This window comes from Streptococcus pseudopneumoniae (assembly GCF_001072925.1).
Taxonomy (GTDB): domain Bacteria; phylum Bacillota; class Bacilli; order Lactobacillales; family Streptococcaceae; genus Streptococcus; species Streptococcus pseudopneumoniae_Q.
Genome location: NZ_JVHE01000104.1, coordinates 21,877 through 42,536 on the forward strand (window position 1 = coordinate 21,877; position 20,660 = coordinate 42,536).

Genomic DNA, 20,660 nt, shown 5'->3' on the forward strand with positions numbered 1-20,660 from the left:
ATTTCAATAATATCCTACAAACCAAATCCTGTTCACATCTTTTGAAAATGATTTGATGGGGTAGATAATAGGTAGAACAAGTCTTGATGTTCTATCGTTTTTTTACAATCACTACTTCCGTTTTCTTGCGATTAGGTGAATCGGTGTTCCTTCAAAGACAAAGGCCTTGCGGATTTGATTTTCCAAGAAACGCAAATAAGAGAAGTGCATAAGTTCTTCTTCGTTGACAAAAATCACAAAGGTCGGTGGTTTAGTTGCCACTTGAGTCGCATAGAAGATCTTGAGGCGTTTCCCTTTGTCTGTCGGTGTTGGATTGATGGCAATGGCATCCATAATCACATCATTCAAGACAGCTGATGGAATCCGGGTATTTTGACTCTCGCTGATTTGCTTAATCATCTCAGGCAACTTGTGGAGACGTTGCTTGGTCAAAGCTGATACAAAGATAATCGGTGCGTAAGGCAGGTATTGGAACTGCTCACGGATATCTTCCTCCCAGTTTTTCATAGTATGGTTATCTTTTTCAAGAGTATCCCACTTATTGACCACGATAATCATCCCTTTACCAGCTTCATGGGCAAATCCAGCGATACGCTTGTCATACTCACGAATACCTTCCTCAGCATTGAGCACCATCAAGACTACATCTGAACGGTCAATAGCACGCATGGCACGCATGACAGAGTATTTCTCTGTATTTTCATAGACTTTACCAGATTTACGCATACCAGCCGTATCAATCATGGTAAACTCTTGGCCGTCAGCATCTGTAAAATGGGTATCAATAGCATCACGAGTGGTACCAGCTACAGGGCTGGCAATGACGCGGTCTTCTCCCAAAATGGCATTGATCAAGCTAGATTTTCCAACATTTGGACGTCCAATCAAGCTGAATTTGATAACATCTGGATTTTCTTCTTCAACTTCATGTGGGAGATTTTCCACAATAGCATCCAGCACATCCCCTGTCCCGATACCATGAACAGATGAAATCGGTAGCGGTTCACCCAATCCTAGAGCATAGAAATCATAGATATCATTTCGCATCTCTGGATTGTCAACCTTGTTAACGGCTAAGATAACTGGTTTATGAGTTTTATAAAGTTTATGGGCAACGTATTCGTCCGCATCTGTAATTCCTTCTTTACCAGACACGACAAAGACGATAACATCTGCTTCTTCCATGGCAATTTCTGCCTGGTGTTTGATTTGTTCCATAAACGGAGCATCGACATCATCGATCCCCCCAGTATCAATCATACTAAAAGAACGGTTAAGCCACTCACCTGTGGCATAAATACGATCTCGCGTTACACCTTCAACATCTTCTACGATTGAGATGCGCTCTCCCGCGATACGGTTAAATAGGGTTGATTTCCCAACATTGGGACGTCCCACAATGGCAACAGTTGGTAAGGCCATGTTTTCTCACTTTCTACAATAACTTCTTCTGCTCAAGATTTTCTCGAGTCGAGCTTGGTTCTGGATTACCGAATTGCTCTGCCAAACGTTGACTCCAAGTTGTAGTCGCACGCGCACCTGCATATTCAGTCTGTACACGGTCATAGGCTTCAATAGCCTCCGTTGACTGTTCTTGGTATTCTTCCTCAAAGACAACATTCTCAAGTGGCAATCTTGGTTTTACATCATGCTTTTGATTTGGCACACCTAGTGCAATCCCAAATACTGGATAGGTATAGTCAGGAAGCTTGAACAATTCTGCTAATTCAACAGACTTGTAACGCACCAAACCGATAATCACTCCTCCGTAGCCTAGGCTTTCTGCCGCAAGCAAGGTATTTTGCCCAGCAAGCGCAGCATCTACTGAAGTGATGAGGAGTCCTTCCACCCCTTGAGGTTGGAAAACATCCGTATGAAGACGGGCTCCTTTTTCTGCACGGTTTAGGTCACCGACAAAGAGGAGAAAGGCTGCAGACTGGCGAATCGCTTCTTGAGGAACTAACTCAAATAAGGCATCCTTCTTTTCTTGACTTCTAACTACAATCACAGAATACGATTGGAAATTTTTCCAAGAAGAAGCCATTTGTCCTGCAGACAAAATGGTATTTAAATCTTCTTGGGGAATCTCTTGCTCCTTAAATCTACGCACTGAAGTATGAGCCTTCATTAATTTGATTGTTTCTGTCATCGACGGTTTTCTCCTTTTAGTTGTGTTTCTTCAGCAAGGTAACGGATACGTTCCATGACACGTCTGGCTTCCCAAGTTTCGTCATTTCCGTTCTTGCCTTTTGCAAAATGTTTTTCCAAATCTTCAAAATTGAAGTTTGAAGTAAAGAAAGTCGGTAAATCTTCCTGCATGCGATACTGAAGAATCACCTGCAAGATTTCATCACGGACCCACGGTGTTGATTGCTCAGCACCGATATCATCCAAAATCAGAACTTCTGCCAGCTTGATTTCATCTACCAAGGTTTTGACAGAGCCATCCCCAATAGCATTTTTGACATCAATGACAAAGCTCGGATAGTGGAGGAGAGTTGATGAAACGCCACGTTTTTCTGACAAATCATGGGCTAGGGCAGCCACCATGAAACTTTTACCCACACCAAAGTCTCCATATAAGTACAGACCTTTTCGAATAGCTGGATATTGCTCCACAAAGGCTAGGAGCTTTTCAAAAACGGACAAGCGCCCCAAATCATCTAAATCTACTTGAGCTAGGCTAGCTTTTTTAAGACTAGCTGGAAGATTGATTAGCTTGAGACGGTTTTTAATCGCCGCTTCTTTTTCTGCCGCGATTAGCTCTGGAGTTTCTTCATAAGAGACATCTGCATAGCCATGGTTCATGACTAGGATAGGCTTGTAGCCACGCGCGATATAGTCTGTATCTCCTCGGAGGAACTTATCTCTCTCAGTGATATATTGGTTAAACTTGGAAATACTACGGTTCAACTCCTCCTGACTGAGAGATTCTTTCTGGATAAAGGCCGCAACATCAGGGTCTTTCACAATTTGCTGGACCAAATCCTGATACTGAAATCGGCTTGGTTGACGCTTGAGTACGTCTCCGACACTTTCCATCTAGTCTCCTCCTTTTTCTAATCGAGCTAACATTTCTTTTTTCTTACGTTCTAGTTCTAAGCGAGTTTCTTCGCTGGTTTCATTCTTATATTCAGGATTGCTCCATTTAGGCACATTGGTTTTTGCTGGGGCAGTCTGATTCTGCTTTTGCGTTTTTGCTTTTTGGCCACGTTCACGAATACGGAGGACAGCCTCCTCGGCACTACGAATATTTTGATAGGCGTAGTCATTAGCCACCTTCATGGCGTATTTTTCATTGATATTGGCCGAATCAACCTTATTAAAGGTCAGGAGCAAGATAACATTAATCACTTCATCCAGCAAGCCCAAGGCTGCCATCTGCTGGAGCAGGTCCCGTTCAGTCTGGGTAATACTTCCCTTGCGAGTCTGCTTGATTTCAGCAAGGAACTGCAAGGCTGTCTTTCTCTTAGCCTCTCGGATAATGGTTGCTTCCTTGGGACTAAAGTCAGAAGTCACAGGCTTTTGCGCTATCTTTTCGCGGATGCGTTTGACAGAAATCACTTGCGACACTGCTGTCGCTTTGGCTACTTGATAGGTTTCAAACCAGGTCCACTTCTGCTCATCAGCTATTGCAAACAAGGCCAAAACATCCGAAGTCTCATCTTGAAAACGAAGACCATCGCGAGCCATAATCTGACGGAAATGCTCCAAATCAAAATCATCTGCTAGAGGCTGACTGCTAGAGGTTTCTTGACTCGCAGACTCGGATAACTGAGGAAAGATTTGACTCAAGGACACCGAGATAGGTTCCCCTTCAACACTTTCCTGTCTCATGGCTGCAACCGCAATATCCCCAATCATTTTTTCTAACAAGGTCCGATAAACTGTATGTTGTAAAAATTCTTGAGTTGATAAGGGAGGATGGATTAACAAGTTATAGGCCTCATCCTGCTGATAGAGGGTCACCAATTTCATGGCTGTCAGAGTTTTAAAAGCCTTTAAAAGACTATCCATCCCAAAATTCAGATGATTGAGCATGGCTGCAAAGAGATGTTCCTTTTGACCACCATCCCAAAAAGTCACAGCATAAAGATAGAGGCTCAGCGCCTCCTGACCGATAATCGGGAGGTAGCACTGCACCATTGATGAGGTATCTTGCGACACCCGATTATTCTTTACAAAAGAAAAACGGTCATTTGGCTTCATTTATTTTTCCTTTTTCTTTTTAGAGGATTGTGTGATCTGCTGGAGTAGGCTTTCAAGCTCACTCACATCCTTAAAGCTACGGTAAACACTGGCAAAACGTACATAAGTAATCTCATCTAGCTCTGCCAACTCTTCCATAACCAAGGAACCAATAACCTCACTCTGAATTTCATTTTCATTGCGACTACGGAGTTTTTGTTCGATGCGATTGACCACCATGCCAATTTCATCACTAGACACTGGACGTTTCTGGGCTGAGCGAATAATCCCGTTAAAGATTTTATCTCTTGAAAATTGTTCCCGTGTACCATCTTTTTTGACCACAACTAGTGTTCTCTCTTCTACACGTTCATAGGTTGTAAACCGATGCTGACACTCTTCACACTCACGTCTTCTTCTGATTGTATTTCCTTCTTCAGCCTGGCGACTATCGATCACACTTGATTTTGTAGCGCCACATTTTGGACAACGCATGCCTTTCCCTCCTTGTCGTTTTCTTTTCATTATACCATTTTTTAAGAGATTCCCAAAATAATTCTCCTTTTGGCTTGACAAGTTTTTTGTTTTGTTGTATTATTGAATTAACACAAAGGTAAATAGAAAGGAGATCGTGATGTCTTGGACATTTGATAACAATAAACCCATTTATTTGCAGATTATGGAGAAAATCAAATTGCAGATTATTTCTCATAAACTCGAGCCCAATCAACAACTTCCAACCGTTAGAGAATTGGCTAGCGAGGCAGGGGTCAATCCCAACACCATCCAGCGCGCCCTATCGGACTTGGAGAGAGAAGGCTTTGTCTATACCAAGCGGACATCTGGACGCTTTGTCACAGAGGATTTGGACTTGATCCTCCAATCCCGTAAGCAACTGTCAGAAGAACAGCTGCAACAGTTTGTAACAGGCATGGTAGAATTCGGCTATGAAAAAGAAGAACTACCGACTGTTTTGAGAGATTATATTGAAGGAGTTTAAACTATGACCTTGTTAGCATTTGAAAATGTGTCAAAATCCTATGGAGCAAGTCCTGCTCTTACAAATGTTTCCCTTGAAATTCCAGCTGGAAAAATCGTTGGCCTCCTTGGCCCAAACGGTTCTGGAAAGACAACCTTGATTAAACTAATCAACGGCTTGCTACAGCCAGAGGAAGGGCGTATCCTTATCAACGGTATGGAACCAAGCCCTGCAACTAAGGCGATTGTTTCTTATCTCCCTGATACGACCTACCTCAACGAACAGATGAAGGTTAAGGAAGCTCTCACTTATTTCAAGACCTTCTACCAAGATTTCAATCTTGAACGTGCTCAAGGTCTCCTTCGTGACCTTGGCATCGATGAGAACAGCCGTTTCAAGAAACTCTCAAAAGGGAACAAAGAAAAGGTTCAGTTGATCCTTGTCATGAGTCGTGATGCTCGTCTATACGTTCTTGATGAACCAATCGGTGGTGTCGACCCCGCGGCTCGTGACTATATCTTGAACACCATCATTAACAACTACTCTCCAACTTCGACTGTCTTGATTTCAACTCACTTGATTTCCGACATCGAACCAATCTTGGATGAGATTGTCTTCCTCAAGGACGGAAAAGTCGTCCGTCAAGGAAATGTGGATGATATTCGCTATGAGTCTGGAGAGTCTATCGACCAACTCTTCCGCCACGAATTCAAAGCCTAGATAAAGGAGATTATTATGTTTTGGAATTTAGTTCGTTATGAATTTAAAAATGTTAACAAATGGTATTTAGCCCTCTATGGTGCTGTACTGGCACTTTCTGGTCTTATCGGAATTCAAGCTAGTTCCCTAAAATCCATCGATACTCCCGATCAACAAATGATTATGTTAGTATTTCTAGGTCTGGTTTTTGGTGGACTAATCATTACCTTGAGTATTTCAACTTTGATTTTGATCATCCGTCGCTTCAAGGGTAGTGTCTACGATCGCCAAGGCTATCTCACTCTGACCTTGCCAGTTTCCGAACACCAGATCATCTTAGCCAAACTCTTGGGGGCCTTCATTTGGTCTCTGATCAGTTCAGCAGTTTTTTTCCTAAGTATCTACATTATCTTTGCAACCATTGACCCAAATATGGTTGATTCCTACTTTTTTGATTACTTATTCGTACATTATATCGAGAATTTCTGGTTAACCTTGATTTCATTTTTCATAAGCACTGTAGCAGGCATCCTTTGCATCTACTTGTCTATCTCAATTGGACAGCTCTTTAATGAATACCGTACAGCCCTCGCTGTCTTAGCCTATATTATTATCCACATAGTCCTTGGATTTGTCGACATGTTTAGTCCAAGCTTGAATTATAGCATGATGATGTCTGCTGAAATCGTTAAAGACCTCATCCTCAGCGCAGCCTTCTATCTCGGAACCTACTATATCTTGAAGAATAAAGTTAATTTGCAATAAAAAATGCCCAGCTACTAGAGCTGGGTTTTTGCGTTAACTTAAAATCAAATTAGCTACAATAGGACTCACAAATACATAGAGAATACCCGTAACACCGATGGCTAGTCCTCCCATAGCACCTGCAACTGGTCCATAGCGAAAGGCCGTTCCAGTTCCAACGGCGTGACCTGTTCCACCCAGGGCTAATCCAGCAGCTACTGGATCGTCTATTTTTAGCCATTTTAGAAGTGTTGGTCCGATTACACTGGTCAAAATACCAGTCGCTACGACAACTACTAGGGTCACTGTAGTCAAGCCTTGCAACTTTTCTGTAATTCCTACTGCCATAGCGGTCGTTACTGACTTAGGAAAGAGGGAAATAGCTAGGAAAAAGTCCATGCCAAAGATTTTTGCGACTAGAGCGGTAAAAGTGGTATTGACGATGACAGCTAGAAAGCTACCCAGCAAAATACTCCTAACATGATGCTTCATCAAGTGGAAACTCTTATAGAGTGGAATTCCTAGAGCCACTGTTGAAGGAACAATCAAGTTATTAAGATAAACCCCACCTTGGTAGTAATCTTGGTAGGAAATGCCAGTTACCTTTAGAAAGATAATTATAAAAATAGCTGATAGCAACAAGGGAGTCGTTAAGGGATGAGGATAGCGTCTGAAAATCATCATTCCCCCAAGATAGGCTAAGATTGACAAAGCAATCCCAAATAGGGGATTGGATACAAATTCGCTCATTTAGCACCTCTTTCTTCGTAGTCACCTTCATAGCGTTTTTTGATAAATTGAACCACAAGCGCAATCAAGATGATATTAATCACTGCTGCAAAAAAGACAATCAAGACAATCGGCAGAAGATAGGGAGCAATCACATCAAATTTTTCCATAATTCCAACCGCAGGAGGTAGAAAGAGAATAGTCATGTTGGCTAGGAGAAAATTTCCAACCATGTTGACATGGCGAATGCGCAGCCACTTGAACTGCAAGGCTAGAAACAGAATAATCAAGCCGATGATACTTCCTGGTATGGGCAAATGAAAAAAACTGGAGATTCCTTCACCGATTAAAGAAATCACAAAGAGAATCATTAATTGAACATATAATTTCATCCTAAACTCCACGAAATAGACTTCTTGCATACCAGTTTACTCTTTTTTCGGAAAATTTCAAGGAAATGCACAAGAGTTGATGAAAATTAGAGAAGAAAGGGGATACAGGCAATTGAAGACTAGCATAAACAGGCGTGATATAGGATGAAAGATTTTAGCGTCCTTCTTGCCAGCATCCTTGAAAAGTAGTATAATTATTGCATGCGCAATCATCTTGTGATGCAGAGATTGTCCGTGAATGGACTTTCTTCTATTTATGACTCTAAAAAGAAAGGAGATACTATGACCTATTTAGAAAAATGGTTTGACTTCAATCGTCGGCAGAAAGAAATTGAAAGTCTCTTAGAAGAGACCATTGCCCAGCAGAGTGAACAAAGTCTGACCTTGAAAGAGTTTTACCTGCTCTACTATCTGGACTTGGCCCAAGAAAAATCTCTACGACAGATTGATTTGCCTGATAAACTTCATCTGAGCCCGAGCGCTGTTTCTCGGATGGTGGCTCGTTTGGAGGCTAAAAATTGCGGTCTACTTAGTCGCAGATGTTGCGATCAAGATCGACGCTCTAGCTTTATCTGCCTAACAAGTGATGGGCAAAAGACCCTGGCCTCACTACAAAAGGCTGTCGAAGAAAGCTTGGAAACTGGTTTGGATTTCTTGATTTAAGATGATTTTTTTAAAAAAACTTGCGTGCGCAAGCAATTTTCTTGACATTCCTTTTTCCAAGGAGTAAAATGAAGATATAATTTAGCAAAGGAGAATCCTATGATTGAAATCACTTATCTTGATGCCAGCAAGCAAGAGAGAACCATGACCTTCGAGTCATACGAAGAATTTGAACGTTCTCAACAGGCCTGCCTGATTGGTGTCGCAGACTACTACCCTGTCCAAAAAGTAACCTACAAGGGGCATGATTTGGACTACCATGGGACTTATGGAGATGTCTTCTTCTATCTCATGAAACAAGATTTAAGCCAATATAATTAAAAAGGAGAAATACTATGGCAAAAGCAATTACAGATGCAACATTCGAACAAGAAACTAAAGACGGATTGGTCTTGGTAGACTTCTGGGCAACTTGGTGTGGCCCATGTCGTATGCAAGGTCCAATCTTAGACAAATTGTCTGAAGAACTTTCAGAAGATGTCTTGAAGATTGTTAAAATGGACGTTGATGAAAATCCAAATACAGCTCGTTCATTTGGTATCATGTCTATCCCTACTCTTCTTTTCAAAAAAGATGGACAAGTGGTGAAGCAAGTTGCTGGTGTTCACACTGCAGAACAAATCAAAGCTATCGTTGCTGAATTAAGCTAATCAAAGGAGAGACCAAGTGCATTCATTTGGTTTCTTTTTTCTTGCCCTTTGCCATTTTTCAAAAAATATGCTAAACTGTAACTAGAATATCACGATGTTTGGGACATGCCATCGCTAAAAAAAACCTATACTTGGTATTTTTTAGCTCCCTCTAGGGAGCTTTTTGCGTGCTCTGAACATTTCCCATTTTGGAAGGAGTACTATGAAACGTCAATCAGCCTTGGTCGTCTTTAGTGGTGGTCAAGATTCAACAACCTGCCTTTTCTGGGCCAAGCAACACTATGAAAAGGTCGAAGCCGTTACCTTTGCCTATGGCCAACGTCACCATCTCGAAATTCAAGTGGCTAAAGAAATCGCTGAGGAACAAGGAATTCGTCATCATATCCTAGATATGTCTCTGCTAGGACAAATTACTGAAAACGCCTTGACTTCCGATCTAGAAATTGAGCAAAAAGAAGGAGAGGTGCCTAATACCTTCGTTGACGGTCGCAATCACCTCTTTCTGTCCTTTGCTGCAGTCCTTGCCAAGCAGCGTGGAATTACGGATATTGTGACAGGAGTATGTGAAACAGACTTCTCAGGTTATCCTGACTGTCGGGATGTCTTTGTCAAATCACTCAATGTCACGCTCAACCTTGCCATGGATTACGACTTTGTGATCCAAACACCTCTCATGTGGCTAGACAAGGCTGAAACTTGGGAATTAGCCGACCAACTCGGTGCCTTTGACTATGTTCGTGAAAAGACCTTGACCTGCTACAATGGGATTATTGGTACTGGTTGTGGAGATTGTCCTGCCTGCCATCTACGCCAACATGGTTTAGAGGTTTATCTCTCGCAGAAAGGAGAGGCCTGATGTTTTTTGCCCCCAAAGAAATCAAACAAGAAACTGGGGAATCTCTTGTCTACAATCCTCACAGAACCTTGGTCTCCAAAGAATTTACCTTCGATGCTGCCCACCACCTCTTTCACTATGAGGGGAAATGCAAATCCCTACATGGGCACACTTATCATCTGCAAATCGCTGTCAGTGGTTTTTTAGATGACCGTGGTATGACCTATGATTTTGGGGATATCAAAGATATCTACAAGGACTACCTGGAACCCCACTTAGATCATCGCTATCTCAACGAGACCCTGCCCTACATGAATACGACTGCTGAAAATATGGTTTACTGGATTTTCCAAACCATGAGTCAAGAGTTGCCAGACAAGCGCGGTCTCCGTTTGGAATACGTTCGCCTCTATGAAACTCCGACTGCCTTTGCGGAGTTTAGACGGGAGTGGTTAGATGACTAGGGAACGTGTACTTAAATTACCAGTTCTAGAAATTTTTGGCCCAACATTTCAAGGTGAAGGTCGTGCTATCGGCCAGAAAACCATGTTTGTCCGCACTGCAGGTTGCGACTACCACTGCGACTGGTGCGATTCTGCCTTTACTTGGGATGGTTCTGAGAAACCTACTCGCATGACAGCTGATGAAGTGATCGCTGAGTTAGACAAACTAGGAAGCTACGACTATGTAACCCTATCTGGTGGAAATCCAGCCATCCTAGCTGCCAACATGGCCGAACTGGTCACCAAGCTCAAGGAACGTGGTGTCACTCTTGCTGTTGAAACCCAAGGATCTCGCTGGCAAAATTGGTTAAAAGACATCGACCAGGTGACTCTGAGTCCCAAACCTCCTTCATCCAAGATGGAAGTCAACTTTGAAACCTTGGACTTTATCGTTTCCCAACTAGACCCAGACAAGGTCACCTTTAAAATCCCTGTCTTTGATGATGCAGATCTAGCCTTTGCCAAAGGCATTCAAGAACGCTACCAACCAGATGTCCTCTTCTTATCGGCGGGAAATCCTGAACCCAAGGCTACAGGCAATATTGTCCAAGACCAACTAGACCGCCTCAAAGAACTCTGGGAACGCGTCGCTGCTGACGATAGCTGGGGCAATGTTCGCGTCCTTCCACAACTCCATACCCTCCTCTACGACAACCAACGTGGTGTTTAAGATTAGAAAGAAAAAATCATGTCACAACAAGAAGAAATGAAAAACCTAAGCCTACTTGGCAATAAAGAAACAACCTACATCTTTGACTATCAACCAGAAGTCCTCGAATCCTTTGACAATCGTCATGTGGAAAATGACTATTTCATCAAATTCAACTGCCCTGAATTTACCTCACTGTGCCCAATCACTGCGCAGCCAGACTTTGCAACTATTTATATTTCCTACATTCCTGACAAGCTCTGTGTTGAGTCAAAATCCCTTAAACTCTACCTCTTTAGTTACCGAAATCATGGGGATTTTCACGAAAACTGTATCAATACCATCGGGAAAGACTTGGTCAACTTGCTAGACCCTCGCTATTTAGAGGTTTGGGGGAAATTTACACCTCGCGGTGGTATTTCAATCGACCCTTACTACAACTACGGTAGACCTGGAACCAAGTATGAAGGCTTGGCAGAACAACGCCTCTTCCAACACGACCTTTATCCAGAGAAAATTGACAACCGCTAAACTCATACTCAATGAAAATCAAAGAGCAAACTAGGAAACTAGCCGTAGGTTGCTCAAAGCACTGCTTTGAGGTTGTAGATAGAACTGACGAAGTCAGCTCAAAACACTGTTTTGAGGTTGTGGATAGAACTGACGAAGTCAGTAACCATATCTACGGCAAGATGGAGCTGACGTGGTTTGAAGAGATTTTCGAAGAGTATAATACAAAAAAGCCCTGTTCCTCATCATGAGGAGCAAGGCTTTTTGAGTTTCAATTATTCTTCAGTTCCAAGGAAGTTTTTAGCTACAAGAGCTGCAAGAACTCCACCAACGATTGGTGCAAGGATGAAAATCCAAACTTGTTGAAGGGCTGCTCCACCTACCAAGACAGCTGGAGCCAAGCTACGAGCTGGGTTTACTGAAAGTCCAGTGATGTTCAAGCCAGCTAGAATCAAAGCTGTCAATGACAAACCGATGACCAAACCAGCGATTGAGCCATTACCTTTGCTTGCTGATGTTACAGTCATGATGACCAAAACAAACAAGAATGTTGCGATTGTTTCAAACAAGAAACCACCAAAGACAGTTACACCGTTTGCCAAGGCATTTTCACCAAGACTTGCAGTTGACATACCTGAATTTGCCAAGAGGAAGAATACAGAGCCAGATGCAAGGAAAGCACCAACCACTTGACCAAGGATGTAGTTTACAAGCTCTGAAGATGACAAACGTTTGTTAACAAACATAGCGATAGAAACAGCTGGGTTCAAGTGAGCACCTGAAACAGTTCCGATTGAGAAGGCTGCGACTACGATTGCCAAACCAAAAGCAAGAGCAATTCCAAGGTGTCCAAGTCCCTCAACACCATTTCCAAAAACAACAGCTCCAGTTCCGATGAACACAAGCATAAACGTACCGATTAATTCAGCAACAAATTTTTTCATGTTAAGTCTCCTTTTTTCAAACTATGTATTAGTCTATCAGAAGAAGGAAAGGGTTTCAAGAAATGTGCTTGGAAATTTTGTGCAAGTTTTCACATTTGATAATCAAAATCTAATATTGGAAAGATTGAATAGCTTCTTTCAAGTCATCTTGTAAACTATTTCTCTGGTCGAGTTGAACATAGACTTCTAAGAGACAAGATCTGAAATTGGAAAATTTATAAAAATCTTCCCTCTCTTCTATCGAGAAATCAAGGGACTTTATCCAAGAAGCCAGTGTCGCTTGCTCCACCTTGCCTTGCAAAATAGGTTCATAAAGGACTCTGGCCAAGCGCCAGTCCTCATCATCTATAAATCGAATCGAAATTCTTTTAAATAGTTGACCAAGTATGTCAAATACTTCATGAACTCTGTTTTTAGGAAAGTCTGGATGACAAACAACTTCAGTCAAAAGATCAGCCCCATGAGCAAAAGCATGCACCCAACCATACTGGCTTGAAAAACCAGTCGTATCCTCTTCTTTTTCAAGGTAGTGCAACCCTTGATCGAGCATCGTATTTCTGATATCAGTTTTTAGCTCTCGATAAAAAAGAGACTGTTCATTGCCATCAGCAGATAAGAGATTGGCATAAATAAGTGCCCTAAAAGAACGTTCAAGCGTTGAAGCTCCTGCCTTATCAATCTCTTTATCTAGGCCACCATCAGAAACAATCATAGCAGCAATCAACTGAAATTGCTCCTTGGTAAATAACTCTTCTTGAATCCCTCTAGCCAGACTGGTAAAAACCAATTCATCGCGAATCTCTGGACTCGGATCCCCTATGTGCTCAAGCAACCACTGGAGTTCTTTTTGACTATAACTTGGGTTTTCTTCTGTTATTTTTCTATGTAACTCTTGATACATGGTCAATACCTCTACATTTCTAGCAACTTGATATAATCCAGACCCCATTTTTCGACAGCATCTAAAACAACTCTGAATTCCTGCCCCATTTCGGTTAAGCTGTACTCAACTCGTGGGGGAACTTCCGCATAGACCTTTCGTTGAATAATCTTATCCTTTTCTAATTGACGGAGATGACGGGTCAAAATAGTTTGAGTAATCCCAGGCAATAATCTCTGCAATTCTTTAAATCGTTTAGTACCCGTACTCAACTGATAAATGATTACCAGTGCCCATTTCCCTGTTAAAACCCTCTGCGTTGTCGCAAATGGACAAATACCATACTCACTCACTTTATTTGGCATAAAATATCTTCTTTCTATTTTTTTAAAAAAATTTATCTTTTAGTATCAACAATAGTACTACTTTTGATACTAGCTATCGAAAAAGTGTCTACTTGTTTTTTCGATTGTAACTGTTACAATTATATCATAAAAAAGAAATGGAGAATAGATATGTCAACAAACTTAGAAATTTTCAATGCTTATAACCAAGCTTTAATTGCTGGTGACTTTCCTGGTGTCTTTGAAACGATGGCAGACGATATTATCTGGCATCAACCTGGTACTCATAGTATATCTGGTACAGTTGTTGGTAAGGACAAGCTAGGAACTCACCTGGCTACATTTGCTGAGAAAACTAATGGAACCTTTAAGGTGATAACAAATTGGGTTTCTGACAATAAGGATTTAATCGCAGCTAATGTTACTTTTCTTGGAACACGGGCTGATGGTACTGAACTCAATATGAACGGGATTGACCTCTTCCGTATTGAAGACGGGAAAATCAAAGAAGTTTGGCTCTTCTCTTCAGATCAAGCTGAAGAAGATAGCTTTTGGGGATAATTTAAGAGGCCAGGACAAAAATTTTGATTTTAGGAATTCTTTATTATAAATTTTTAAAATCGATAGATTAGAAAAAAAGCGAACAAGACAGTATTCTGAGTGTCAGATAACTCGTTTTGTTCGCTTTTTATATTTAAGGTTAGACTTTTGTCCCAGACTCTTTTATTTTATTCTCACAACTGGGCATTTAAACTATAATCTAATCAACTGTATCAGACAAGAACTGAATGGTATCACGGAGTGGTTTATCTGTTGAAATATCGGCTTCGATAATCATAGCTGACTCAAGTGGTGTCTTGCTACCACCTGATTTGAGGAGATTGAGCCAATCTTCAGCTCCAGTTTCTGAATGTTTCAGATGAAGGTAACTAGCAGTCGAGATGACAAGTCCTGCTGAGTAAGTGTAGCTATACAAGCCCATGTAGTAGTGAGCTTGGCGCATCCAAGTCAGTGCTGCATCATCATCAATCTCAATAGCATCTCCCCAGAAATCGGTCAAAACTTCCTGCATAATACTGTTGAGTTTGCTTGCCCCAAAGGTTTCTCCTTCTTCAATCAGTGTATACACCTTACGTTGGAAGGCTGCTTCCAAAAGGTGGGTAATAAAGTTATGGAAATAGGTATCTGTCAAGCGGTGGGCAAGAGCGAAGCGTTTCTGACGTGGATCATCAGATTGGTGTTCCAAGTAATCGCTGAGAAGCAATTCATTGAAGGTTGACGGTGCTTCGACATAGTAGGTCGACATGTGGGCATTAAAATAGCTTTGGTGATTGTCAGAAAAGATGAATTGATCAGAATGCCCGATTTCATGAATCAAGGTATAAACATCGCTCAAACGACCTGTCCAGCTCATGAGGTCATATGGATGTATACGGTAGGGATCATCTGTTTCCCCCAATCATACACATCTATTATACAACATTCTTTTCTAGCTATCTTCATTATAAGAAATAAACATGTTAGTCTCAGATAGTTTTTTCACTCTTAGAGGGTTAATTTTTTCCAAAAGCTAAGTATTTGTTTGACACAAATTTCACAAAGGTGTATACTGAAACGTGATAGGACTTCTTTTAGAAACCTATCACGACTCACTTATAAACCTTTTGCTGTTCTTTTATGAACGTTTGAATGGTATCACGGATACCGAGGAGGAATCATATGTCTAAAGTAGCTATCGTTACAGGTGCAGGTCAAGGGATCGGTTTTGCAATCGCAAAACGCTTGGTTCAAGATGGTTTTAAGGTTGGAGTTTTAGACTACAACGCTGAAACAGCTGAGAAAGCAGTTGCTGAATTGTCAGCAGATAAAGCTTTTGCTGTTGTAGCTGATGTATCTAAACAAGCAGAAGTTGCTGCAGCTTTCCAAAAAGTTGTCGATCATTTCGGAGACTTGAACGTTGTGGTAAACAATGCTGGTGTCGCTCCTACTACACCTCTGGATACAATTACAGAGGAACAATTCGCTCGCACATTTGCTATTAACGTCGGTGGGGTGATTTGGGGAGCACAAGCTGCTCAAGCTCAGTTCAAAGCACTTGGTCACGGTGGTAAAATCATCAATGCTACTTCTCAAGCAGGTGTTGTCGGAAATCCAAACTTGACTGTTTACGGCGGTACAAAATTCGCTGTTCGTGGTATTACTCAAACATTGGCGCGTGATTTAGCAGAGTCAGGTATCACTGTCAACGCCTATGCTCCAGGTATCGTAAAAACACCAATGATGTATGATATCGCTCATGAAGTTGGAAAAAATGCAGGAAAAGATGACGAGTGGGGTATGCAAACATTCGCAAAAGATATTACATTGAAACGCCTATCTGAACCAGAAGATGTAGCTGCAGCAGTTAGCTTCCTTGCTGGACCAGATTCAAACTACATTACAGGTCAAACCATTATCGTTGATGGTGGTATGCAATTCCATTAAGATTAAAAAAAGTGAGGTTGGAAAAAATCCAACCTCTTTTATCATCTCTACGATTCCAATTTTCGGAGTCGTTTTTTGTCATTTAAAACAATCTTTCTGTCCTATTCATGCTTCAGAAATGAAAGGATTTCTTCAAGACTAGCGGAACTTCCTTGCTCTAAATAGCGTGATTTACTACCATTTTGATAGACTGAAAGATTCGGAACGGTTTGGATATCCATTTCTTTTGCAAAGGCTGTAATCTCATCCTTTTCATCAGAAGCACTATCCAAATAATAGACTGTCTGGTGACTTTTTTGAATCGCTAGAGCCAAATTGGGCACAAACTTTTGACAATAGGGACAGGATTCTCTTCCAATGTAGACGACAAACTCGTCGCCATTTGCAAGTTTGGAGCGCATTTCTTTCATATTGATTGCTTTGGTATACTGAACAGCTTCCTGATAAGTTTTTGGAAGAACAGGCTGACTGAATTTCCAAATCATAAACAAAATCGGCATAGCAATTCCAATGATAAGCAAGCTAAGTTTTTTATTGACACGCACTAGCATCTCTGTCCTTTTCTAAGTATTTTCCCTAGTCTAATCGCCCACGACAAGATATAAAATCCAACCGATAGATCTATAATATCGCACATTCTGAAGACAAAGTCTTTAGTAAACTTTATTAAATAAATGTCATTCTAAAATCTCAACAATATAATTCTATTGTTGCACTTTTTTAATTTTATACTCTTCGAAAATCAAATTCAAACCGCGTCAACGTCGCCTTTCCGTACTCAAGTACAGCCTGCGGCTAGTTTCCTAGTTTGCTCTTTGATTTTCATTGAGTATTACTCTCCCAACTGGGCACTATAGGCAATAATTTGGTCAACTGTGTCAGACAAGAATTGAATGGTATCACGGAGTGGTTTATCTGTTGAGATATCGGCTCCAATAATCATTGCTGACTCAAGTGGTGTTTTGCTACCTCCTGATTTGAGGAGATTGAGCCAGTCTTCAGCTCCAGTTTCTGAGTTTTTCAAATGGAGATAGCCAGCTGTCGAGATTACAAGACCGGCAGAGTAAGTGTAACTATACAAGCCCATGTAATAGTGAGCTTGGCGCATCCAAGTCAAAGCCGCATCATCATCAATCTCAATAGCATCTCCCCAGAAATCTGTCAAAACTTCCTTCATAATGCTGTTGAGCTTGCTTGCTCCAAAGGTTTCCCCTTCTTCAATTAGTGTATAAACCTTACGCTGAAAAGCTGCTTCCAAGAGGTGGGTGATGAAATTATGGAAGTAGGTATCTGTCAAGCGGTGAGCAAGAGCGAAGCGTTTTTGACGAGGATCATCAGACTGATGCTCCAAATAATCACTGAGAAGCAATTCATTAAAGGTTGACGGTGCTTCGACATAGTAGGTCGACATGTGGGCATTGAAGTAACTTTGGTGATTATCTGAAAAGATAAATTGACCAGAATGCCCGATTTCATGAATCAAGGTATAAACATCGCTCAAACGACCTGTCCAGCTCATGAGAACATATGGATGCACACGGTATGGATCAGCTGCATAGCCACCAGAATCCTTGCCACTATTGGCAGCAAAGTCCACCCAGCGTTCTTCTTGATAGCGAGCAACTTCCTGACAATATTCTTGTCCCAAAGGTTCTACCGACTTCATGACCAAATCATAGGCATCGTCAATGGTCACTTCAGGATTAAGGGCGCTGTCCAGGTCTAGCTTCCAATCAGCAAAGGTCATCTTTTCAAGACCATTTACTTTGGCAACATGCTTGAGGTATCGCTGAGCAACTGGCGCAAAGTCCTTCATGATGAGGTCAATCTGACGATCAAACATGGCACGGTCTACTTCTTGTTCAGCCAGAAGATAATCAAAAACTGAGCCGTATCCCTTCATATCTGCCAATAGTTTTTCAGACTTGACTTGGGCTAGATAGGCTGCCGCAGCTGTATTTTGGTGCTTACGAAGTCCTTCTGAAAAGGAACGGAAGGATTTCTCACGAACCTCAGCGTCCTCGTGGTTTTGGTAGAAGTTTTCATAGGTCACAAAGCTGTTTTTGTAGGTTTTTCCATGGGCTTCAAAATCAGCCATTTCAAAGTCCCCAGCTCGCATTTTAGTATAGATATCCTGTGGACTGTAGAAAACTTCACCCAGATTGGTCAAGGCCTTCTCCACATCAGCCCCAAGATAGTGGGCTTTTTTGATTTTGGCCTGACGAATGGCTGCCGTCAAATGTGGCAATTCACCCAAACGGTCCAAGACTTCTTCCTCTGCTGCTACCAAGGCGTCATCAAAGAAGGTCAAAGCTACGCTGGCATCTGTTTCAAATTCCATCCCAGCTTGGGCAATATTAGCAAACTCTTCATTGCTATAGTCTGTCGTCTGAGGCATAAAGCTGTAATTGCCAATATGACTCATCTGAATGTATATTTGTTCCAATTCTGCAAAGGCCTTTTCAAAATCTTCAAAAGTGTGAAGATTATCCTTGTAGTCACGGCTAAATTGATTGATGTCTTCACGCGCCTTTTCTATCGCACGCAAGAAATCCTCACGGTCTTGATATAGGGCAGTTAAGTCCCAAAGTTCCTTTTCAGGAAATTCTGAACGGTGTTTTTGTTCCATTTTCTTCCTCTTATTTCTCTAATTCTAATAAAACACTAAGGGCTGATAAGGCGTAAAGTGGTGCTGTTTCTGCTCGCAAAATCCGAGGGCCAAGTCCTGCTAGAACAGCTCCTTTAGCCTCAAAACTTTCAATCTCAGCAGGTGAAAGGCCACCTTCTGGACCAAAGATGAAGAGAAGTTTTGCTCCTTTTTCCAGTCCAGCAACAGCTTGGATGAGGGCAGCTGCCTCTCCTTCTTTAGCCGACTCTTCATAGGCCACCACGATGCGGTCAAACTGGTCCAGTTGTGCTAGAAAATCTGCCTTTTTCTCAAACAGCTTGATGCTTGGAACGAAGTTACGCTTGCTTTGCTCGGCTGCTCCAAGGGCAATTTTTTCTAACTTCTCGACCTTTTTGCCCAATTTTTTGCCGTCCCACTTGGCAACCGACCAGTCAGCAGGGAAGGCCCATATCTGGCTAGTACCTAGCTCTGTCACTTTTTGAGTGATGAACTCCAGCTTGTCTCCCTTGGGAAAGCCAGATGCGATGGCCACTTGGACTGGCAGTTCCACATTGTCAGCCAATTCCTCAACTAACTCTAACTGACGGCTTTCTATATTGACCACGCGCGCCAAGCGCTTGATCCCATCATCAAAAACTAGAGTAACCTCGTCCTCTTCTTTCAAACGCATGACCTGAAACATGTGCTTGCTACTTTCCTTGTCCTCAATGGTGACAGGAGAGATTGCACTACCCTTGACAAAATATTGCTGCATGCTAGCCTCCAATCACACCAGAGATATCCTTGGTTTTCTTAAAGACACAGGCATTCCATTCCCCTTGAACCATGTGGGTTTCAAGGAAAAATCCAGCTGACTCAGCCGACTCGCGCACCATATCCCACTTGTCCTTGATAATCCCACTCATGATGAGGTAACCTTCGTCTTTAACCAAGCGATAAGCATCCTCTGTCAGATGAATGAGGATATCCGCCAAGATATTAGCTACAATCACATCTGCCTCAATCTCAACTCCCTTAAGCAAATCTCCTGCTGCTACATGGATGTTTTCCATACCAGGATTGAGCTCAATATTTTCCTGAGCCACACGAACCGCCACATCATCCAAGTCATAGGCGAAAATCTCCTTGGCACCTAGGAGTGAACTTGCAATAGAAAGAACCCCTGATCCAGTACCCACATCCAGCACCGTTTCGCCACCACGAAGAACCTGTTCCAAGGCGAAAAGGCTCATCTTGGTAGTTGGGTGGGTCCCAGTCCCAAAAGCCATCCCAGGATCTAGTTTGATAATCTTTTCTCCAGCAGTCGCTTCATAGTCTGTCCATGACGGCACGATGGTCAGGTCATGGGTGATGCGTGCCGGTTCATAGTATTTCTTCCAGTTGTCGGCCCAGTCTTCCTCAGCCAAGGCAGTCGTGCCAATCTTAACTTCCCCCAGATCCATAAAATCTGTCAATTCTGCAAGACGAGTTTGCAAGTCCGCTTCCACCACTGCTACATCAACCGTATCAGGGTAGTAAGCTGTCACCACAATTTCTTCCTGTTGCTCAACCTCTGGGAAAATCTCACCGAAGCGGTCCACATTGCCCACATAATCCATGCTATCTTCAATTGCTACCCCTTGGGCACCTAACTCAATCAAGAGGTTGGAAACCAATTCCTCTCCCTCACGCTTGACTGTAACTTTTAACTCTTGCCATGTTTCCATCATTAAGATACCAAGCCCGTAAAACACAAAGCCAAAATCGGAAACTCTCTGAAGACGTTTGTGTCTAAGAGAAGTTTATCTTTTTGGCACCGTGTTTAGGGCGGGTTCAGTTTAGAAATTTAACTGAACCGT

26 protein-coding genes and 1 pseudogene are annotated in these 20,660 nt (G+C 42.0%); 12 read left to right on the forward strand and 15 right to left on the reverse strand.

Going from position 1 to position 20,660, the window contains the following annotated elements:
* Window positions 1-111 precede the first annotated feature (111 nt).
* From der to nrdR, 5 genes are read right to left on the reverse strand one after another with little or no spacing between them, the layout of a single operon-like run.
* Window positions 112-1,422 carry a ribosome biogenesis GTPase Der gene (der, locus tag ADH81_RS07265; protein ID WP_049527726.1) on the reverse strand — a complete coding sequence of 437 codons (1,311 nt, stop codon included), beginning with the start codon at window positions 1,420-1,422 and terminating at the stop codon, window positions 112-114.
* Between the two features lie 13 nt (window positions 1,423-1,435).
* A complete protein-coding gene (locus ADH81_RS07270) occupies window positions 1,436-2,149 on the reverse strand; it encodes an NADPH-dependent oxidoreductase (protein ID WP_049527729.1) in 714 nt (237 codons plus the stop codon).
* Window positions 2,146-3,042 carry a primosomal protein DnaI gene (gene dnaI, locus ADH81_RS07275; protein ID WP_049527732.1) on the reverse strand — a complete coding sequence of 299 codons (897 nt, stop codon included), beginning with the start codon at window positions 3,040-3,042 and terminating at the stop codon, window positions 2,146-2,148. The genes ADH81_RS07270 and dnaI overlap by 4 nt, the downstream gene beginning before the upstream one ends.
* The gene (locus ADH81_RS07280) at window positions 3,043-4,209 is read right to left on the reverse strand and encodes a DnaD domain protein (protein ID WP_049527735.1); all 1,167 of its coding nucleotides are present in this window, start codon (window positions 4,207-4,209) and stop codon (window positions 3,043-3,045) included. It lies immediately after the preceding gene.
* Window positions 4,210-4,683, reverse strand: a complete 474-nt coding sequence (gene nrdR / locus ADH81_RS07285; RefSeq protein ID WP_001203674.1) for a transcriptional regulator NrdR — start codon at window positions 4,681-4,683, stop codon at window positions 4,210-4,212.
* A 139-nt stretch (window positions 4,684-4,822) separates the two neighbouring features.
* Here nrdR and ADH81_RS07290 point away from each other — a divergent pair, with 139 nt between their 5' ends.
* From ADH81_RS07290 to ADH81_RS07300, 3 genes are read left to right on the forward strand one after another with little or no spacing between them, the layout of a single operon-like run.
* Entirely contained in the window at window positions 4,823-5,188 is a 366-nt protein-coding gene (locus tag ADH81_RS07290; RefSeq protein WP_000119157.1) for a GntR family transcriptional regulator, read from the forward strand.
* Between the two features lie 3 nt (window positions 5,189-5,191).
* The gene (locus tag ADH81_RS07295) at window positions 5,192-5,887 is read left to right on the forward strand and encodes an ABC transporter ATP-binding protein (protein ID WP_049527738.1); all 696 of its coding nucleotides are present in this window, start codon (window positions 5,192-5,194) and stop codon (window positions 5,885-5,887) included.
* Window positions 5,888-5,902: 15 nt separating this feature from the next.
* The gene (locus ADH81_RS07300) at window positions 5,903-6,631 is read left to right on the forward strand and encodes a hypothetical protein (protein ID WP_049527741.1); all 729 of its coding nucleotides are present in this window, start codon (window positions 5,903-5,905) and stop codon (window positions 6,629-6,631) included.
* 33 nt (window positions 6,632-6,664) lie between these two features.
* On the opposite strand, the gene ADH81_RS07305 is transcribed toward ADH81_RS07300, so the two are convergent.
* Both ADH81_RS07305 and ADH81_RS07310 read right to left on the reverse strand, forming a co-directional pair.
* A complete protein-coding gene (locus ADH81_RS07305; RefSeq protein WP_001288931.1) occupies window positions 6,665-7,360 on the reverse strand; it encodes an LrgB family protein in 696 nt (231 codons plus the stop codon).
* A complete protein-coding gene (locus tag ADH81_RS07310; RefSeq protein ID WP_000781321.1) occupies window positions 7,357-7,731 on the reverse strand; it encodes a CidA/LrgA family protein in 375 nt (124 codons plus the stop codon). Before ADH81_RS07310 ends, ADH81_RS07305 begins: the two co-directional genes overlap by 4 nt.
* A gap of 282 nt (window positions 7,732-8,013) precedes the next feature.
* Here ADH81_RS07310 and ADH81_RS07315 point away from each other — a divergent pair, with 282 nt between their 5' ends.
* The 7 genes from ADH81_RS07315 to queF all read left to right on the forward strand — a co-directional run bounded on the left by ADH81_RS07315 (window position 8,014) and on the right by queF (window position 11,562).
* Window positions 8,014-8,394 (forward strand): MarR family winged helix-turn-helix transcriptional regulator, encoded by a 381-nt coding sequence (locus ADH81_RS07315; RefSeq protein WP_000221632.1) that lies wholly within the window; start codon window positions 8,014-8,016, stop codon window positions 8,392-8,394.
* A 99-nt stretch (window positions 8,395-8,493) separates the two neighbouring features.
* A complete protein-coding gene (locus ADH81_RS07320; protein ID WP_000570260.1) occupies window positions 8,494-8,715 on the forward strand; it encodes a DUF4649 family protein in 222 nt (73 codons plus the stop codon).
* A gap of 14 nt (window positions 8,716-8,729) precedes the next feature.
* Complete coding sequence (gene trxA, locus ADH81_RS07325; RefSeq protein WP_001029584.1) at window positions 8,730-9,044, forward strand: thioredoxin; 315 nt, start codon at window positions 8,730-8,732, stop codon at window positions 9,042-9,044.
* Between the two features lie 202 nt (window positions 9,045-9,246).
* Window positions 9,247-9,900 carry a 7-cyano-7-deazaguanine synthase QueC gene (queC, locus tag ADH81_RS07330; RefSeq protein WP_000828781.1) on the forward strand — a complete coding sequence of 218 codons (654 nt, stop codon included), beginning with the start codon at window positions 9,247-9,249 and terminating at the stop codon, window positions 9,898-9,900.
* Entirely contained in the window at window positions 9,900-10,343 is a 444-nt protein-coding gene (queD, locus tag ADH81_RS07335; RefSeq protein WP_049527749.1) for a 6-carboxytetrahydropterin synthase QueD, read from the forward strand. Before queC ends, queD begins: the two co-directional genes overlap by 1 nt.
* Window positions 10,336-11,052: a 7-carboxy-7-deazaguanine synthase QueE gene (gene queE / locus ADH81_RS07340; RefSeq protein WP_000196475.1), complete on the forward strand. Its 717-nt coding sequence runs from the start codon at window positions 10,336-10,338 to the stop codon at window positions 11,050-11,052. Before queD ends, queE begins: the two co-directional genes overlap by 8 nt.
* 18 nt (window positions 11,053-11,070) lie before the next feature.
* A complete protein-coding gene (gene queF / locus ADH81_RS07345) occupies window positions 11,071-11,562 on the forward strand; it encodes a preQ(1) synthase (RefSeq protein WP_000082591.1) in 492 nt (163 codons plus the stop codon).
* Window positions 11,563-11,816: 254 nt separating this feature from the next.
* Here queF and ADH81_RS07355 read toward each other — a convergent pair whose 3' ends face one another.
* From ADH81_RS07355 to ADH81_RS07365, 3 genes are all read right to left on the reverse strand, one after another.
* Window positions 11,817-12,485, reverse strand: a complete 669-nt coding sequence (locus tag ADH81_RS07355) for an MIP/aquaporin family protein (RefSeq protein ID WP_049527755.1) — start codon at window positions 12,483-12,485, stop codon at window positions 11,817-11,819.
* A 109-nt stretch (window positions 12,486-12,594) separates the two neighbouring features.
* On the reverse strand, window positions 12,595-13,386 hold the full coding sequence (locus ADH81_RS07360) for a DUF2785 domain-containing protein (protein WP_049527759.1): 792 nt from the start codon (window positions 13,384-13,386) through the stop codon (window positions 12,595-12,597).
* 11 nt (window positions 13,387-13,397) lie between these two features.
* Complete coding sequence (locus ADH81_RS07365; protein ID WP_049503255.1) at window positions 13,398-13,730, reverse strand: winged helix-turn-helix transcriptional regulator; 333 nt, start codon at window positions 13,728-13,730, stop codon at window positions 13,398-13,400.
* 150 nt (window positions 13,731-13,880) lie between these two features.
* On the opposite strand from ADH81_RS07365, the gene ADH81_RS07370 reads away from it, so the two are divergent.
* On the forward strand, window positions 13,881-14,270 hold the full coding sequence (locus ADH81_RS07370) for a nuclear transport factor 2 family protein (RefSeq protein ID WP_000106197.1): 390 nt from the start codon (window positions 13,881-13,883) through the stop codon (window positions 14,268-14,270).
* 199 nt (window positions 14,271-14,469) lie between these two features.
* On the opposite strand, the pseudogene ADH81_RS07375 reads toward ADH81_RS07370, so the two are convergent.
* Window positions 14,470-15,165 (reverse strand): annotated as a pseudogene (locus ADH81_RS07375) (M3 family metallopeptidase); the annotation flags it as partial.
* Between the two features lie 263 nt (window positions 15,166-15,428).
* Between ADH81_RS07375 and ADH81_RS07380 the strand changes: the two are divergent.
* Window positions 15,429-16,193: a (S)-acetoin forming diacetyl reductase gene (locus ADH81_RS07380; protein ID WP_000048146.1), complete on the forward strand. Its 765-nt coding sequence runs from the start codon at window positions 15,429-15,431 to the stop codon at window positions 16,191-16,193.
* Window positions 16,194-16,294: 101 nt separating this feature from the next.
* Here the strand turns inward: ADH81_RS07380 and ADH81_RS07385 are convergent, their stop codons facing one another.
* The 4 genes from ADH81_RS07385 to prmA all read right to left on the reverse strand — a co-directional run bounded on the left by ADH81_RS07385 (window position 16,295) and on the right by prmA (window position 20,528).
* Complete coding sequence (locus tag ADH81_RS07385) at window positions 16,295-16,744, reverse strand: thioredoxin domain-containing protein (RefSeq protein WP_065427776.1); 450 nt, start codon at window positions 16,742-16,744, stop codon at window positions 16,295-16,297.
* Window positions 16,745-17,025: 281 nt separating this feature from the next.
* Window positions 17,026-18,822 carry an oligoendopeptidase F gene (gene pepF, locus ADH81_RS07390; protein ID WP_049527763.1) on the reverse strand — a complete coding sequence of 599 codons (1,797 nt, stop codon included), beginning with the start codon at window positions 18,820-18,822 and terminating at the stop codon, window positions 17,026-17,028.
* A 10-nt stretch (window positions 18,823-18,832) separates the two neighbouring features.
* Complete coding sequence (locus ADH81_RS07395; RefSeq protein WP_049527766.1) at window positions 18,833-19,576, reverse strand: 16S rRNA (uracil(1498)-N(3))-methyltransferase; 744 nt, start codon at window positions 19,574-19,576, stop codon at window positions 18,833-18,835.
* Window position 19,577: 1 nt separating this feature from the next.
* Window positions 19,578-20,528 (reverse strand): 50S ribosomal protein L11 methyltransferase, encoded by a 951-nt coding sequence (prmA, locus tag ADH81_RS07400; protein ID WP_152904397.1) that lies wholly within the window; start codon window positions 20,526-20,528, stop codon window positions 19,578-19,580.
* Between the last annotated feature and the right edge of the window lie 132 nt (window positions 20,529-20,660).

What these genes read in the sequence shown, in the direction of transcription:
- ADH81_RS07355 (WP_049527755.1), bottom strand. Translation starts at nt 12,485, where the DNA reads ATGAAAAAATTTGTTGCTGAATTAATCGGTACGTTTATGCTTGTGTTC.
- ADH81_RS07395 (WP_049527766.1), bottom strand. Translation starts at nt 19,576, where the DNA reads ATGCAGCAATATTTTGTCAAGGGTAGTGCAATCTCTCCTGTCACCATT.
- ADH81_RS07280 (WP_049527735.1), bottom strand. Translation starts at nt 4,209, where the DNA reads ATGAAGCCAAATGACCGTTTTTCTTTTGTAAAGAATAATCGGGTGTCG.
- ADH81_RS07320 (WP_000570260.1), top strand. Translation starts at nt 8,494, where the DNA reads ATGATTGAAATCACTTATCTTGATGCCAGCAAGCAAGAGAGAACCATG.
- pepF (WP_049527763.1), bottom strand. Translation starts at nt 18,822, where the DNA reads ATGGAACAAAAACACCGTTCAGAATTTCCTGAAAAGGAACTTTGGGAC.
- ADH81_RS07315 (WP_000221632.1), top strand. Translation starts at nt 8,014, where the DNA reads ATGACCTATTTAGAAAAATGGTTTGACTTCAATCGTCGGCAGAAAGAA.
- queC (WP_000828781.1), top strand. Translation starts at nt 9,247, where the DNA reads ATGAAACGTCAATCAGCCTTGGTCGTCTTTAGTGGTGGTCAAGATTCA.
- queD (WP_049527749.1), top strand. Translation starts at nt 9,900, where the DNA reads ATGTTTTTTGCCCCCAAAGAAATCAAACAAGAAACTGGGGAATCTCTT.
- ADH81_RS07270 (WP_049527729.1), bottom strand. Translation starts at nt 2,149, where the DNA reads ATGACAGAAACAATCAAATTAATGAAGGCTCATACTTCAGTGCGTAGA.
- ADH81_RS07385 (WP_065427776.1), bottom strand. Translation starts at nt 16,744, where the DNA reads ATGCTAGTGCGTGTCAATAAAAAACTTAGCTTGCTTATCATTGGAATT.
- queF (WP_000082591.1), top strand. Translation starts at nt 11,071, where the DNA reads ATGTCACAACAAGAAGAAATGAAAAACCTAAGCCTACTTGGCAATAAA.
- prmA (WP_152904397.1), bottom strand. Translation starts at nt 20,528, where the DNA reads ATGGAAACATGGCAAGAGTTAAAAGTTACAGTCAAGCGTGAGGGAGAG.
- queE (WP_000196475.1), top strand. Translation starts at nt 10,336, where the DNA reads ATGACTAGGGAACGTGTACTTAAATTACCAGTTCTAGAAATTTTTGGC.
- ADH81_RS07310 (WP_000781321.1), bottom strand. Translation starts at nt 7,731, where the DNA reads ATGAAATTATATGTTCAATTAATGATTCTCTTTGTGATTTCTTTAATC.
- ADH81_RS07360 (WP_049527759.1), bottom strand. Translation starts at nt 13,386, where the DNA reads ATGTATCAAGAGTTACATAGAAAAATAACAGAAGAAAACCCAAGTTAT.
- ADH81_RS07305 (WP_001288931.1), bottom strand. Translation starts at nt 7,360, where the DNA reads ATGAGCGAATTTGTATCCAATCCCCTATTTGGGATTGCTTTGTCAATC.
- dnaI (WP_049527732.1), bottom strand. Translation starts at nt 3,042, where the DNA reads ATGGAAAGTGTCGGAGACGTACTCAAGCGTCAACCAAGCCGATTTCAG.
- ADH81_RS07300 (WP_049527741.1), top strand. Translation starts at nt 5,903, where the DNA reads ATGTTTTGGAATTTAGTTCGTTATGAATTTAAAAATGTTAACAAATGG.
- nrdR (WP_001203674.1), bottom strand. Translation starts at nt 4,683, where the DNA reads ATGCGTTGTCCAAAATGTGGCGCTACAAAATCAAGTGTGATCGATAGT.
- trxA (WP_001029584.1), top strand. Translation starts at nt 8,730, where the DNA reads ATGGCAAAAGCAATTACAGATGCAACATTCGAACAAGAAACTAAAGAC.
- der (WP_049527726.1), bottom strand. Translation starts at nt 1,422, where the DNA reads ATGGCCTTACCAACTGTTGCCATTGTGGGACGTCCCAATGTTGGGAAA.
- ADH81_RS07290 (WP_000119157.1), top strand. Translation starts at nt 4,823, where the DNA reads ATGTCTTGGACATTTGATAACAATAAACCCATTTATTTGCAGATTATG.
- ADH81_RS07370 (WP_000106197.1), top strand. Translation starts at nt 13,881, where the DNA reads ATGTCAACAAACTTAGAAATTTTCAATGCTTATAACCAAGCTTTAATT.
- ADH81_RS07295 (WP_049527738.1), top strand. Translation starts at nt 5,192, where the DNA reads ATGACCTTGTTAGCATTTGAAAATGTGTCAAAATCCTATGGAGCAAGT.
- ADH81_RS07380 (WP_000048146.1), top strand. Translation starts at nt 15,429, where the DNA reads ATGTCTAAAGTAGCTATCGTTACAGGTGCAGGTCAAGGGATCGGTTTT.
- ADH81_RS07365 (WP_049503255.1), bottom strand. Translation starts at nt 13,730, where the DNA reads ATGCCAAATAAAGTGAGTGAGTATGGTATTTGTCCATTTGCGACAACG.